General features: G+C 70.5%; 10 protein-coding genes. 1 reads left to right on the top strand and 9 read right to left on the bottom strand.

What is annotated here, in order from left to right:
• The 7 genes from AC1DU4_RS13785 to AC1DU4_RS13755 form a co-directional block, all read right to left on the bottom strand.
• On the bottom strand, window positions 1-448 hold a 448-nt coding region (locus tag AC1DU4_RS13785; RefSeq protein ID WP_477840671.1), incomplete at its 3' end, for a ParA family protein.
• Window positions 449-490: 42 nt separating this feature from the next.
• The gene (locus tag AC1DU4_RS13780) at window positions 491-3,436 is read right to left on the bottom strand and encodes a Z1 domain-containing protein (protein WP_477840669.1); all 2,946 of its coding nucleotides are present in this window, start codon (window positions 3,434-3,436) and stop codon (window positions 491-493) included.
• On the bottom strand, window positions 3,433-5,025 hold the full coding sequence (locus AC1DU4_RS13775) for an ATP-binding protein (RefSeq protein ID WP_477840667.1): 1,593 nt from the start codon (window positions 5,023-5,025) through the stop codon (window positions 3,433-3,435). Before AC1DU4_RS13775 ends, AC1DU4_RS13780 begins: the two co-directional genes overlap by 4 nt.
• Complete coding sequence (locus tag AC1DU4_RS13770) at window positions 5,018-7,189, bottom strand: sigma factor-like helix-turn-helix DNA-binding protein (RefSeq protein ID WP_477840665.1); 2,172 nt, start codon at window positions 7,187-7,189, stop codon at window positions 5,018-5,020. The genes AC1DU4_RS13775 and AC1DU4_RS13770 overlap by 8 nt, the downstream gene beginning before the upstream one ends.
• Window positions 7,190-7,287: 98 nt before the next feature.
• Window positions 7,288-7,479: a hypothetical protein gene (locus tag AC1DU4_RS13765; protein WP_477840664.1), complete on the bottom strand. Its 192-nt coding sequence runs from the start codon at window positions 7,477-7,479 to the stop codon at window positions 7,288-7,290.
• Between the two features lie 228 nt (window positions 7,480-7,707).
• Window positions 7,708-8,838: an acyl-CoA dehydrogenase family protein gene (locus AC1DU4_RS13760; RefSeq protein WP_477840662.1), complete on the bottom strand. Its 1,131-nt coding sequence runs from the start codon at window positions 8,836-8,838 to the stop codon at window positions 7,708-7,710.
• A gap of 9 nt (window positions 8,839-8,847) precedes the next feature.
• Entirely contained in the window at window positions 8,848-10,017 is a 1,170-nt protein-coding gene (locus tag AC1DU4_RS13755) for an acyl-CoA dehydrogenase family protein (RefSeq protein ID WP_477840660.1), read from the bottom strand.
• Window positions 10,018-10,197: 180 nt separating this feature from the next.
• Here AC1DU4_RS13755 and AC1DU4_RS13750 point away from each other — a divergent pair, with 180 nt between their 5' ends.
• Window positions 10,198-10,800: a TetR/AcrR family transcriptional regulator gene (locus tag AC1DU4_RS13750; protein ID WP_477840679.1), complete on the top strand. Its 603-nt coding sequence runs from the start codon at window positions 10,198-10,200 to the stop codon at window positions 10,798-10,800.
• A gap of 3 nt (window positions 10,801-10,803) precedes the next feature.
• Here AC1DU4_RS13750 and AC1DU4_RS13745 read toward each other — a convergent pair whose 3' ends face one another.
• Window positions 10,804-12,012 (bottom strand): hypothetical protein, encoded by a 1,209-nt coding sequence (locus AC1DU4_RS13745; RefSeq protein ID WP_477840657.1) that lies wholly within the window; start codon window positions 12,010-12,012, stop codon window positions 10,804-10,806.
• 91 nt (window positions 12,013-12,103) lie between these two features.
• Complete coding sequence (locus AC1DU4_RS13740) at window positions 12,104-13,753, bottom strand: NERD domain-containing protein (protein WP_477840655.1); 1,650 nt, start codon at window positions 13,751-13,753, stop codon at window positions 12,104-12,106.
• Between the last annotated feature and the right edge of the window lie 122 nt (window positions 13,754-13,875).

The raw sequence follows: 13,875 nt of genomic DNA, 5'->3' as shown, positions 1-13,875 counted from the left end.
GGATGTAGTCGTAGAAGTCCGCGATCTCGGCGACCGCGTTGCGGAGGATCTCCACCGGCGCGTTCGAGTACGGGTCGTTGAACTGCACGAAGCTCAGCGCCTCCTGCACCTCCATCAGGTCCAGCGAGGACGGCAGCAGGTCCACGCTGTGCACCGCCTTGACCGAGGAGACGCCGCGCTGCACGGTCTTGGCCAGGTCGAACTGAGGCAAGGCCGGATCGCGGTCGACGGCGTTGCGGAACAGCGTCGCCAGGGTGAGCCCCGCGGCGTTGAGTTCCTCCCAACGCCGCTCCCCGATCATCATCGTGGTGAGGTTCGTCTGTGGGTCCAGGTCGATCACCAGCACCCGCTGACCGAACTCCGCGGCCATGAACTCTGCCAACGCCACGGTGGTCGTCGACTTCCCGACGCCACCCTTCAGATTGATAGTCGCTATGGCGCGCGCCATCGTCGTCCCCTCGTCATCTTCGTGTCCCTCGGAATGTGGAAGCTACGCGTCGACGATCGCGCCGCCGGTCTTCTTGACCCGGAAGCCGACCCTGCCCTTCGGCTCCGCCGCCCGCGGCAGAGCATAGGAGAACAGCGTCGCGAGGTCCTGCGGATCGATCGGTCCCGTCGCCGCCCGCTTGAGGTGCCGATCGGCGGGATCGCTGGCGAACATCAGCAGCAGGCCGCCGCGGGCCGGCCGGTGCAACTGCCGCGCCAGCGGGCCCCCGTCCTTGTCCGTGTTGCCGGCGATTGATTCGATCGCGTCGCGCTCGCGGACCGCGGTGCCGGAGAACCCGCGACGGTAGTCACGCTCGCGGCGCTGCCGGTTCACGATCGGCAGCGGGCCCCACCCCTCGACGTGCACCGGCGTGCGGGTCTTCGGCTGCGGCAACAGCACCGCCCACTCGGTGAGGGTGCCGGCGTCCATCGCGCGCACCAACGACTCCCGGTGCGGGGTGAAGTCCCAGTTCGGGTCCCACACGAACTGGTCGACGGCGGTGAGCAGCTGCTCGGCCGTCACCACCCCGTACCGGGCCGCGAACTGCCGGGTCCTGCCGTCCTTGTCCGCGAAGTGGAAGATGCCGAGCTCGTCCAGCGCCTCCAGCAGCGGTCGCACGGCCTTGAAGTGCCGGGGATTGACGTCCGCCTTGCGGGGCGGCTGCATGGTGAAGCTGAAGCTCTCCCCGCCGACCCCCCGGTAGGCCAGCTCCGCGTTGTACATCTTGTTCGAGCTGGTCGGCCGCAGCCAGGGCAACTGCTGGAACACCATGGGCGGCACGTGTTCCGGCCGCACCATCGGATACCCGTCCTCGTTGAGCCCGGAGAACCGAGCGAGTTCCGCGCGGAACTCCTCCTCGTCCCGGACGATGGCCTCGAATGCCTCGTACAGGTCGAAGACCTTGCCCGCCGGCCCGTTGACGTTGCGGCCGATGAACAACCGCACCAGGTCCCGGTACCCCGGGCGGAAGCCGAACCAGCGACCCATCTGCATCAGGGTGTCCGCCTGCAGGGTCCGGCGGGTGTAGTAGGTGGTGGTCAGGCCCTCGACGGTGAACCCGCGGCTGAGTTTCGTGCCGCCGACCAGGATCTTCCACACCCCACGGGACTGGAAGTCGAGCGCGTCCTGCCCGTAGTCCTTCTCCGCCGCCCCGTTCACCACGATCACCGGGGTGGCGCCCTCGGAGATCTTGTCGACCGCCGCCCCGACGAAGGGCTCGAGTTCGTCGAACGCGGCCGGGATCGCGTCGCCCCGGCCGGCCCTCGCCGCGCACACCACCGCGAAGTCGTTGTGCCACAACGCCTCGAGCCGGGCCAGTCCCTGCGCACTGCTGTAGCCGCCGGTGCGCCACAACGCCCGGAACTCCTGCGCGAGCACCTCGTGTTCGGCCTGCTTGACCGACTCGTGCACGAGCATGGTGTGGTGCCGGAACGGCCCGGCACCGCGGGAGGACCGGAACAGCTTGACCGCACCGGCGAGCACGAACGAGTCCACCGCCCGGGTCATCTCCGGCTCGCGGTCCTCGTCCCAGCCGGCGACCAGGTCCCGGACGTAGGCCAGTTCGTTCGAGTTCGCCGGCGTGCGTTCTCCGGGCGCGGGCCCGTCTGCGTCGTCGAGGCCGGTGTCGAAGTCATGGAAGTCCGCGCCGCCCATGTACGGCCCCGGGCGCTCCAGGCTGACGATGAAGTCCTTGGGGAAGATGTCCTGCGAATCCTCCGGGTCCACGAAGACATTCGCGAACGGAGTGGCCGTGTACCCGATGTACTGGGCCCGCGGCAGCATCCCCAGCAGCTCGGCGATCATCCGGTTGATCGCGGTGCGGTCCTTGTCCTCGGAGGTCTTCGCCTTGCCGGGGTTGACAGTGTTCACCGACGCCTGGTCGGCCTCGTCGTCGATGATGAGCGTCGGTACCTGCGCGAGATCGGTGGGGATCCGCTTCAGGTCGGCCACCAGCTTCTCGAGGGTCGACTTGTTCTTCTTGACCACCGCGAGCCGAATGTTGCTGCCGTGCAGGTTGGTCGGGTGATGCAGCGGCAGGGTGTGATCCGCGAACTCGAAGTGCAGCGCACTCAGGCCGGCCAGCAGGCTCTTGTAGTCGAAGTCCGACGTCGTGAGCCTGCGGATGGCGGGTACGTCGTTGGTCTTGTTGGGGTCCACGTCGTGGACCAGGAACCTGTCGGCGAGCCAGTCCTCGTCGTCGGCGTAGTCGTCGGCGACGCCGGCCTCGATGTTCTGCCGTCCCACCAGTTCCATGTCGAGACGCCGCTGCGTCTGGCTGCGCAGCATCTCGATGGTGCCGGTCAACACGATCACCAGCCGGTAGCCGGCGTCGACGGCCTTGGCGACCACCCCGCTGAAGTTGGCGGTCTTGCCGCTCTGGACGTAGCCGACGACCAGGCCCTTGGACTGGTACGGCTCGTCCCGCGTCGGGTCCGCCAACCGCTTGACCACCTCGGTGGTCGCGTCGTCGAGTCGGTCGACGACGTCGGGATCCCAGTTCTTCGCGGCGAGCACCCCGGTGTAGGCCCGCCAGTAGAAGTCGCGTTCCCTACGCAGGCCCGGCGTGTACCAGGGGTCCCACGGCTGCGGTGCGGCGATCACCACCGATCCGGCACTGCCGGGGTAGGCGGCGTCGAGGTCTGCGTGCCACTCGGCGGGAACCCCGAGCAGCGTGTAGGCGCGGGCCCGGCGCTCCGGTGTCCGCGGCGCGGTGCCGGCGGCCCAGTCCTCGGCCTCCTCGGCGTCCCACCGACGCAACTGCGAGCGCAACGCACGCTGGACCAGTGGAGCGTCCTCCGAGGTGAGCACCGCGACGAGGTCGGCGGCCGTCAGCCCGTCGGGAAAGCTGGACCGGACCGCGAAACCGATCGGTTCCAGGAGGTTTTCGGGTGCGAACCCGTCGAGCGCCTGCACCTGCTTTGCCGCCGCCGTGAACACGACCTGGCTCACCGCTCCCCCGTTCGTCGATCCGCCCGCGCCGTCTCTTCCGCAGTCACCGCGGCGAGCAGGACACCCTGCCACGCCCCCATCCGCTCGTGGTCTCGGGCGCTGAGCCGGACCCCCTCGAAGAGGTCGCTGACCAGCAGATGGAAGAGGGTCTTGAGCATCGGTGCATCGATCGGGTCGAGACTGCGGTGCCCGACCAGCACGGTGCGGTGGCGCGCATTGAGCCAGAGCGTGCGACTGTCGAGGTCGACCTCGAAGACCCGGTCTCGGGCCAGCGAGCGCCAGCGGATCCCGACCGGGTCGGCCCCGGCGCTGAACTCGACCGCGTCGGCATACGCGTCGAGGACGTCTTCCGGCAACCCGTCGGACGGCTCCACCACGGTCACCGGCCGATGCTGGCCGACCCGGGACGCGCGCACCAGCGCGACCGCGTCGTCGAGGTATCCGCGCAGTCCCGTCCCGGCCGCATCCGCCTCGGACCCGTCCCGACCGCCGTCGACGAGTATCGCCTGTTCCAGCGCCGCCGCGGCCGTGGCGTCGAGTGTCAGCCCCGACTTCTCGGGGTTGATCCGCACATGCCGGGCGAACTCGCCCTCGAGGTCGATCGCGATCCTGGCGAGCCCGAAGTCCGGCCGCGCGTGCACGAGCCCGTTCCAGCCGCCGATCTGCAGGAGCCGGTCTCGGCGGTAGAAGTACAGACCCTGCAGATCGCGGCCCGGTGCGCCGCCGAGTCGGAACTCGGGCGCGGCGGAACGGGCGGGCCACAGGTGCGCGACCGCCCGCGGCGAGCCGAGCGGGATGTCGAGTGCGCGCGGGTAGCGCTGGTCGCCGGAGCGCCCGTAGCCGAACGGATCCACGGCCACGACGGTGCGCAGGGCGCCGGGACGGCCGGCGCGGACGTCGAACACGTCCAGGGTGATCCGGATGCGGCCGTCCGCGATGAGTCGGTGCGCGACGATGCCGAGGTGACTGCGTACCTCGTCGAGGGTCCGCTCGAGCCAGCTGGTCTGCTCGTCGGCGTCCGAAGACATCAGGAAGGTGTGGATCCCACGCCACTCGACCACCGTCCCGGTCGCCAGCGGGAATCGCGGCGCCACCGCGGCGAACCGTCGCTGCGCCTGGTCGGTGTCGAGCACCGCCACCCGGTAGTCGTCGGTGATGTTGTCCCCGTCCAGCATTCGTCCGACGGCCGGCGATCCGGCGGCCTTGGACCACACCGTGAGCACTCGGGCCTGACTCAGCGAGGCGGCCTTGAGCCCGAGGCCGAAGTGCCCCAGGTCGGTGTCCGAGTAGTCCCGGGTGTGGGCGTAGGTCATCGCCAGGTCGATCGTCGCGTCGTCCATGCCCTTGCCGTCGTCGACCACCTCCAGCCCGACGATCCGGGTGCCGTCCTGGACGAACCGGATCAGCACGTTTCCCGCACCCGCATCGACGCTGTTGTCGACCAGGTCCGCCAGCGCGGTGGGCAGGCTGTGGTGCAGGCCCAGCGCGGAGATCAGCGAGGAGTCCGGTGGCAGCGACCTGGTCTCGACGACCCGGGCCTCGTCGCCGGCGTCGGCCGGCGCCAGGACGGGCTCGGCGACGTCAGGCATCGGCCGGAGCCTGCCGCACCCAGGCCTGCTCGAGCAGGTCGGACACCTCGTCCTCGCCACGGGCCCGGTAGGCGCTGAGGATCCGACGCGGACGGGTCTCGTCGGCCAGGCCGATCCCCTCGGCCAGCACCGCGGCGCTCTCGTTGTCGGACAACGATTCCGGGTCGTCGTGCCCGATCAGTGCCAGTGCCCGCGCCAGCGGCGGGGCGGCGGCGTCGACCCGTCGGACCAGCGCGACGTCGAAGCCGTTGCCGGTCCGGAACTCGAGGAAGATCTCCGCGCCCTCGCCGACGGACCCGTCCTCCAGGAACCGGCGGATCGTGCCGCTGGTCGGCTGCAGGCCGGTCCACCGGATCGTCTGGGTACCGAGTCTGCTGACCAGCTCGACGCTCTGGCCGTGCTCGCACCCGGCCAGGGCCGCGACGCCGGCCGGCACCGGGAAGCCCGAGCCGCGCAGATGATCGCGCGTCACGCCGAGCCGGTAGCGCCACACCCCGTCGCCTCGGTAGCAACGGCGGGTCTGCTCGGGCGGACGCGACTCGACGCTGCGTCGGCGACGCCGTCGCACCTGCCCGCCGGAAACCTCGAAATCGCCACTCGCGGCGTAGGTCTGGACGCTGGCCGTCGAGACGGGGAACCGGGCGACGATGTCCGCCACCACCTCGGCGAGGTCGACGCGGCCGCCGTGGTCGTCGATGAGCCGGGCGATCTGTCGGCGGATGGTGGCGTACTCCTCGGTGCCCCACTCCGCGAGGCTCCAGCCACCGTCCTCGGCCCGGACCAGGCGATCGTCGCCGGCCAGTGCGCTGGACACCGTGCGCGGACTGCGGTCTCGATCCATCCGGTCGACGATCTCGTCGACCGTCAGCGCGGCGCCGGCCGCCTCGAGGATGCCCGCCGCGTGGTCGCCGGCATTGCGGGTGCGGGTCAGGGCGCGGTCGCCGAGGACGTGCACGCCGCACCAGCCCAGCCACTGGACCACCTCGTCGTACGGCAGCCCGGCGGCGTCGGCGATCACGGCCAGCTCCACCACCCCGTTGGCCGACTCGAACTCCTCGAGCAGCGACAGCGTGCGGGCCTTCGCCTCCCGGACCCCCGGCGCGGCCGCCCAGCCGTCGGTGACCTCGAAGTAGTCGTCCAACCGGTCCAGCACGAGCCAGAGCGGCACCCCCACGCTGGGGACCACCCGCTCGATTCCCGGGTGGCGGGCGAGCAGCCGGGTCATGGCCGCAACCGGCTGGATCTCCACCCGCAGGCTGGCCAGCAGGTTGCCCACCGCGGTGCCGAAGCCGAACGCCCGCGCCAGCTTCGCCTTGAGCGCCGCCTCGATCTGGCCGACGCGTCCCGCACTCAGTCCCAGCTGGGCACCCAGCGCGGACTGCGTCGCGGGCTCGATCGCCAGGAACCTGCGCCCCAGCACGGCCCGTTCGCGCTCGTCCAGCTGCGCGAAGACCTCCTCGAGCTCGTCCACCGGGTCGGCGACGATGTCGGTGACCGGCAGGTCCGCCGGGGTGAGCGCGGCGATTCGGGTCGCGATCTCCTGGACCTGCTCGGGGGCATCCGCCTCGATCGCCAGCCGCACGAGCGGCTCGTCCGCCTCGCCTCGGACCCGGCGCCACTGCGCCAGCTGGGCCAGGTCCTCCACCAGCTGGCGCAGGACCGGCTCCCGCTCGGTCGGTTCCGAGTCCGGCGCGCCGAGCACCGCCGGATCCCGGACCAACGCCAGCGTCAGGAGCGCGCCGACGATCTCGTGCACGGTGTCCGGCCCGGTCCCGCGGACCGCGAACAGGTCGGCGGCGCGCTTCCCCAACAGGTCGCCCACCGAACCGTCACCGGACATCCGATGCAGCGTCGCCGACGCCCTGGTGCCCAGCCCGAGGGCCGCCACCGGGATCGAGTCCGACAACGGACGAAGGGCCGTGGCGAACTCGAGATCCGGATGCTGGGCGGTGAACACCCTCGACAGCTCGCTCAAGATCCCGTCGAGGTCGGCCTCCGCGGCGGTGAACACCGGGGTCTCGCTGAACCACCAGTCCGGTGACGGCGCCAGCGGCTCGAGCAGGGCGGCACGCGATGACACGTACTCGTCGAGCCAGGGCAGCAGATCCACCCACGGCGCGTCTGCTAGGTCGGTCGCGGGAAGCGTGTTCAGCGCGATCGGCACGGCGCTACTCCTGAGGGGTACGAATTTCGACGGGGGTCGCAGACATGACTACAGCATCCCCACGACATCCCCTTCCGTCGCGTACCCGCCGGGAACGCTCAGGCGGACCGGTCCAGCCTGCCCTGCGCCTGGGCGCGCATCTTCAGCAGGTACAGCCCCGACACCGACGCCACGATCAGCGAGAGCACCGTCGTCACGGCGTCGAGGTTGTAGATCGCCACGCCGGCGCCCACCAGCCCGACGAGAAACACGCCCAGGCAGAGGAACCTGAGTCCCGCACGGATGTTCATGGATGTTCCCTTCGCGAGAATCCGCAATTCGCGTTGCCCACCCGCGTGCACCTGACGTGAATTCTCGATGTACCAGTCGTCGCTAAAGTTTCCGTAAAGAGGATAGGGCCGTTCGGGCGGAGATCGGCGGAGGCGCGACGGGGCGAGGCGGACCAAAACGTGAGGCCCCGCCGACCGTGCTGGTCGGCGGGGCCTGGCTCGGTACTCCGGTACCGACGAGTCGAGCAGTTACGAGATGTCGACCTTGTCGTAGCTCGCGACCTGTCCGGCGAGCACCCTCAGGTGGTCGTCGGCGCTGCCCAGCGTGTGGTCGATGGCGATCAGACGCGAGACGTAGTGTCCGACCGGGTATTCAGCCGTCATTCCGATACCGCCGTGCATCTGGATCGCCTCGGCGCCGATCTCCCGCGCCACGCGGCCGATCTGGAGCTTGGCCCGCGAGGCGACGATCGGGTCGACGACCCCGTCGGCCAGCGACATCGTCGCGTACAGGCTCATGCTGCTGGCCAGCTCGAGCCGAACGTACATGTCGGCGGCGCGCTGGGTCAGCGTCTGGAACTTGGCCAGCGGGACCCCGAACTGCTTGCGCTGCTTGAGGTATTCGGTGGTCAGACGCAGGGCCTCGGACATGGCTCCGACGGCCTCCGCGCACAGTGCGGCCTGGGCGCGGACCTGCGCCGCGGTGATGGCCGCCGACGCGTCGCTCCCGTCGCCGAGCGCCTTGGCCGGCGCCTCCACGAGGTCGACCTGCGCGCCGCGCAGTCCGTCGTGGGTGGCGTAGTTGGTCCGGGTGACGCCGTCCGCGTCGACGTTGACCAGGAACAGGCCGACGCCGCCGTCCGGCAGGGCCGCGCTCACCACGAGGATGTCGGCGCAGTCGCCGTGCAGCACCGGGTTCTTGCGGCCGTTGAGGATCCAGCCGTCGCCCTTCGGGGTCGCCGTGGTGCTGACGGCCGCCGCCGGCCAGCGGGTACCCGGCTCGTCGTGCGCGAACGCGAGCAGGATGCCGCCCTCGCTCAGCGTCGGCAGGACTGCGGCCCGCTGCTCGGCGGAACCGACCTCGGCGATCAACCCGCCGGGGACGAGCACCGCGTCGAGGTACGGTTCCGGCGCCAGCGAGCGGCCGATCTCGTTCATCACGGCCATCGTCTCGACCGGTCCGGCACCCATTCCGCCGTCCGCCTCGGCGAACGGCAGCCCGAGCAGGCCGATCTCGGCGAAGTTCTTCCACACGTCCTGGCTCCAGCCGAGGTCGGTGGCGACGACGGCGTTGCGCTTCTCGGCGTCGTAACTGCGGCTCAGCAGCTCACGGGTCGTGTCGCGCAGCATGCCCTGTTCGTCATTGAGTTCGAAATCCATGGCTGCGCCTCACAATCCGAGGATCGAGGAGGCGATGATGGTGCGCTGCACCTCGCTCGATCCGCTGTAGATGGATACCTTGCGGTAGTTCAGGAAGGTCGGGGTGGCGTGCTGCGCCCAGGCCGGCGAGGCGATGTCGGCCGCCTCGAAGGGCAGCGAGTCCGGGCCGGCCACGTCCATCAGGATCTCGGTGGCGGCCTGCTGCAGCTCGGAGCCACGAAGCTTGAGCAACGACGACGCCGGGTTCGGCTTGCCGTCGGCGGAACCGGCAACGACGCGCAGCTGGGTGAGCTCGAGCGCGACCAGCTCGTTCTCCAACTCGGCGAGGCGGGCGGCGAACAGCGGGTCCTCGAGGAGGGTGCCCTCCCCGATCTTGGTCTGCGCGGCCAGTTCCTTGGCCTGCGCGAGGCGCACCTTCGACGCCCCCACCCGGGTGACGCCGGTGCGCTCGTTGCCGAGCAGGAACTTCGCGTAGCCCCAGCCGGCGTTCTCCTCGCCGACGAGGTTCTCGGCGGGGACGCGGACGTCCTCGAACCACACCTCGTTGACCTCGTAGCCGCCGTCGATCAGCTTGATCGGGCGGACCGTGACACCCGGCGTCTTCATGTCGATCAGCAGGAAGGAGATGCCGGCCTGCCGCTTGGGCGCGTTGGGGTCGGTGCGCACCAGGCAGAAGATCCAGTCGGCATGCTGGGCCAACGTGGTCCAGGTCTTCTGGCCGTTGACGATGTAGTCGTCGCCGTCGCGGACCGCACTGGTCTTGAGCGAGGCCAGGTCCGAGCCGGCCTCGGGCTCGGAGAAGCCCTGGCACCACCAGATGTCGAGGTTGGCGGTCGGGGGGAGGAACTTCTCCTTCTGCTCCTGCGAACCGAAGGCCGCGATCACCGGGCCGACCATGTTGGCGTTGAAGGCCAGCGGGTCCGGCACCGAGGCGAGCTGCATCTCGTCGAGCCAGATGTGGTGCTGCACGGGAGTCCAGTCCCGGCCGCCCCACTCGGTCGGCCAGTTCGGCACCGCGAGTCCGGCGGCATTGAGCGCCTGCTGGGCGGTGACGAAGTCCTCGCTGGTCAGCGTGCCCGCGAGGGTCCGCTCGCGAACCTCCGCGGGGACCTGGGTGGTGAAGAACGTCCGCATCTCGTCGCGGAACGCCAGTTCCTCGTCGGTGAGTTTCAGGTTCATGGTGTGCCTTCTGTGTCAGATCGAGGGCCGGGCTTACCTGGGCCCGAGGAACCGGTTACGGGTCCAGCCCGTCAGAAAATAAGCGTTCGCTCATAATCTAAGCGCATGCTTATACTGACCGGACCGATGGGCGTTGTCAAGGAGCCGCACACCGGACACGAGCGAGAACGGGAGGCATCGATGACGACGCTGGACGACGGCGTGCTGAGCACCTCCAAGGCCGCCGCGCGCATTCGGGCCGCCGCGATCGAGGCGTTCGCCGAGAAGGGCTACGGCGGCACCACCACCCGCGACATCGCCGCCCGCCTGGGCCTCAGCCCCGCCGCCATGTACCCGCACTACAAGTCCAAGGAAGAACTGCTCTACGCGATCACCTACGAGGGCCACGTCCGGTGCGTGGAAGTGCTGACCGCCGCCGACCACGCGGACGATTCGGCCGCGGTCCGGCTGCGGTCGGTGGTGGGCGCGTTCAGCGGCTGGCACGCCACCCACCATGCCCGCGGACGGGTGGTCCAGTACGAACTGACCGCACTCTCGCCGGAGCACTACCGCACGGTCATCGGCCTGCGCCGCGACATCAGCCGAATCGTCAAGCGCATCGTGCGGGCCGGCGCGGAGGACGGCAGCTTCGTGGTGCCCGACGTCGAGGGCGTCACCCTGGCGATCAACTCGCTGTGCGTGGACGTGTGCCGCTGGTTCCCCAGCGGCGGCATCACCGAACCCGAGGCCGTCGCCGACCTGTACTCGGAACTTGCCCTGCGTCTGGTCGGCGCGCAGGACTGACGGCTACGCCGAACCTCCGCCGGGCCGCGACCGGGTGGTCAACGCCAGGATGTCGCCGTAGAGCACGTCCTGGTAGCCGAGCATCAACGCCTCGACCTCGCCGAACTGGTCCCCGACGTGGTGGGTGTTCTGCGCGGACAGCTCCCGGTTCCCGGACCGGGCGATGAGGTCGTCGATCCGGGAGTCCAGGCTCAGGGTCCGCTCCACCGCCGCCATCGACCGCAACTGGTCCTCGGCCTGGCCCAGCAGGTCGCCGATCCGGGCCAACGCCGCCACCCGCTCCACCAGCTGGTCCCAGACGGGTTCGAGCGCCCGCTGCCTGGCCTGGATCTGATCCCGGGCGGCCTCGACGCGGGCCGAGCGCAGGGCCACCGCCAGCTCGGCACCGATCCCCCGCAGCGCGACGGCGTCCACCGCGATCTGCGTCAGTTCCTCGGCCAGGTCCAGTTGCACCCGCTGGACGGCGAAGTGCTCGGAATGCCAGGCCGCGGACCCCTCGATCCGGTCGAAGAGCGTGCCGGCCAGGAACAGCAGTGCATCGACGGGGTCCACGAACCGCTCGCCGTCCGGGTCCGATGCGGCCCCCAGCACCTGCGCGGCCCGCTTGCTCGCCGCGGCCAGTGCCGTCCCCTCCGACCGCGCCGCGATCCGGTCGGCCGCCGCGCCGAACGCGGCGCCCAGCACCTGCTCGACCGGGCGACGCTCGCCGGGCAGCGGCGCGGGGGTGCGTTGCAACGCCACGAACAGGGCCTCCCGCTGCGCCGGCTCGAGGTGCATGCCGTCGCGCCGGTCCCGGCGGATGGCCCGCACACCGCTCGCGTAGTGCGACCCGGACATCACCACGGCAGACCGCGCGGCCTGCAGGCGGCGGGCCAGTTCCGTCGCGCGGTACCCGGCCACCAGCGAGGCGGCACCCGGACGCGACTGCGCCGCGCGCTGCTCGAGACGCGTCTGCTCGTCGGTCAGCAGGCGCAACTGCGTGAACCCGAGGATCGTGGGGACACCGCGACCGGCGCGGCGTCGGTTGGTCAGCACCTGCCGGGTGGGCTCGTCGAGGTACCCGGCCGCGATCAGCACCGCGGCGTCGTCGGAGAGCTCGCGGGGGCCGCCCTCGATTCGCGCCTGCTCGCACCACCGCCGAACCTGCCGCGAGATGCGCTCACGCCGCTGCGCGGCCGTCTCGCCGCCACGGCCCTGCACGCCATCCGACATCGCGCCCTCCCGTTGTTCCGGGTCGCCGCCACCGCGCCCCAGACCACCACTGTCCCAGAAATTCGCCGGGCGTGACGGCCCGCTCCCTCTCCTAGAGGCCCAGCCGGCGGGCCAGCTCCTCGCCACCGACCTCGCGGATCAGCGCCGGTTCGCCGCACACCACCAGCTGGTCGCGCGCACGGGACAGCCCGACGTACAGCCGTTCCCTCGAACGCTCCTGTGCCACTTCCTCGTTCACCGCCAACACCACCGCCGCACGTTCGAGCCCCTTGAACCCGAGGACGTGGCCGTAGAACACCTGCTCGGTGTCCCAGAAGCTCTTCCAGTAGGCCTCGTTGCCCTCCCGCTGCCGGCCCACCTGCTCGGGGTGCCTGCTGCCGGTGGCGAGCAGCGCCAGATCCTCGGGACGCCAGCCGTCGTCCAGGAGGAGGTCCACCTGGTCGTCCGCGACCGCCAGCGCGTCCGCCGCCGAGCACGGCACGAACCGCACCTCCGGGCCCTCCCCGCCGAGCAACCGCATCCGCTGCCCGACGAGCGGGACGAACGCGCCCGCGATCTGTCTGGTGTTGCGCAGGTTGTGGTCGAGCACCAGCGGCACCAGCTGGACCGGGGGAACGCCCTGCCGGTCGAACACCCGCTGCCCCTCGTCGCTGAAGACGTAGATCCCGCCGGACTCGTCGTCCTCGAGCGCCGCGAGGATGGGCTGCCACCAGGCGTCCGCGAAGTCCTGCGCCTCGTCGATCACCACCGAGTCGAACCGCTGTCCGGGAGGCAGGGCCGCCGCGAGTTCGGCCATGGTGCGCGGCAGTTCCTGCTCCCAGAACCGGACGGTGTCCGCGGTGCGGAGGGATTCGTCCGGCCCCTCGGGCGCGCCCCACAGCTGGCCCAGCGCGTGGAACTCGCCGACGTACGCCGGACGCTCGCGCCGCGGCCAGGTCTCCGCGAGGCGCCCGAGGTACGAGGCGAGGCCGTGCGAGTAGCAGATGAGCGCCACCCGCTGCCCCGACTTCGCCAGCCGCCGGGCCTGCTCGACGGCGAGGAACGTCTTGCCGCTACCCGCGCCGCCCCGCACCTCGACGCGATTGAGCAGCGCCGTCGCGCGAAGAATCGTGGCCTGCTCCGCGGACAGCGCGTTCGCCGCCTCCTCGTGGGCGATCGCCCGGGAAACCACATCGCGCTGGGGAAGTCCGCGGCCCGCAAGCGCGTCGGCGAGCTGCTCCACCCCGAGCGGTGTCAGCCCCGGCCGGTCCATCTCGTTGCCCACCAACACCTTCCACATCCTGGACACGAGCTGGTCCAGTTGAGACCGGTCGACCACCTTCCAGCGCGGGCAGTCCGGCAACGCGAAGTCGTCACCGATCTCGGAGTTCGGGAAGACCACCATGTGGTCCCAGTGCAGCCGGCCCTGGCTCCAGCGCGGGTCGTCCTCGACGAATCTGCGGAGCGCGTAGCACGATTCGCGGACCTGCCGTACCGGGTGGATCGGGGTGGGCCGACCGCGCCGGTCCTGGAGCCAGTTCGTCCCGTCGTGCCAGATCTCGCCACCCTTGACCTCGAGGCAGACGATGCCCTGCCCCTCGATGGCGACGACGAAGTCGATCTCGTGGTCCTTCTGCCGGTCGGTGACGCGCTGGTTCGCCACCACCAGGTCGCCGTCGCCGAGTTGGCCCAGCAATGCCTCCCATACCGCCTGCTCGGCCGTGTTCACCAGGCGCGGGGTCTCGGGAATGCGGGTCACCATGGCTGACAGCTTGGCACGAAATCGGACATTTTCGCCGCGGTATCCACCGCCGCAGACGAATTGGAGACCGATCGGTATGCCGGATACCCTTCCTGGTCCACCCAACGACGAAATTGGAGACC

The organism is Rhodococcus sp. P4_F5 (genome assembly GCF_056401315.1).
Note: the sequence above shows the minus strand (reverse complement) of the source record. Positions and strands in the feature narration are given on the sequence as shown.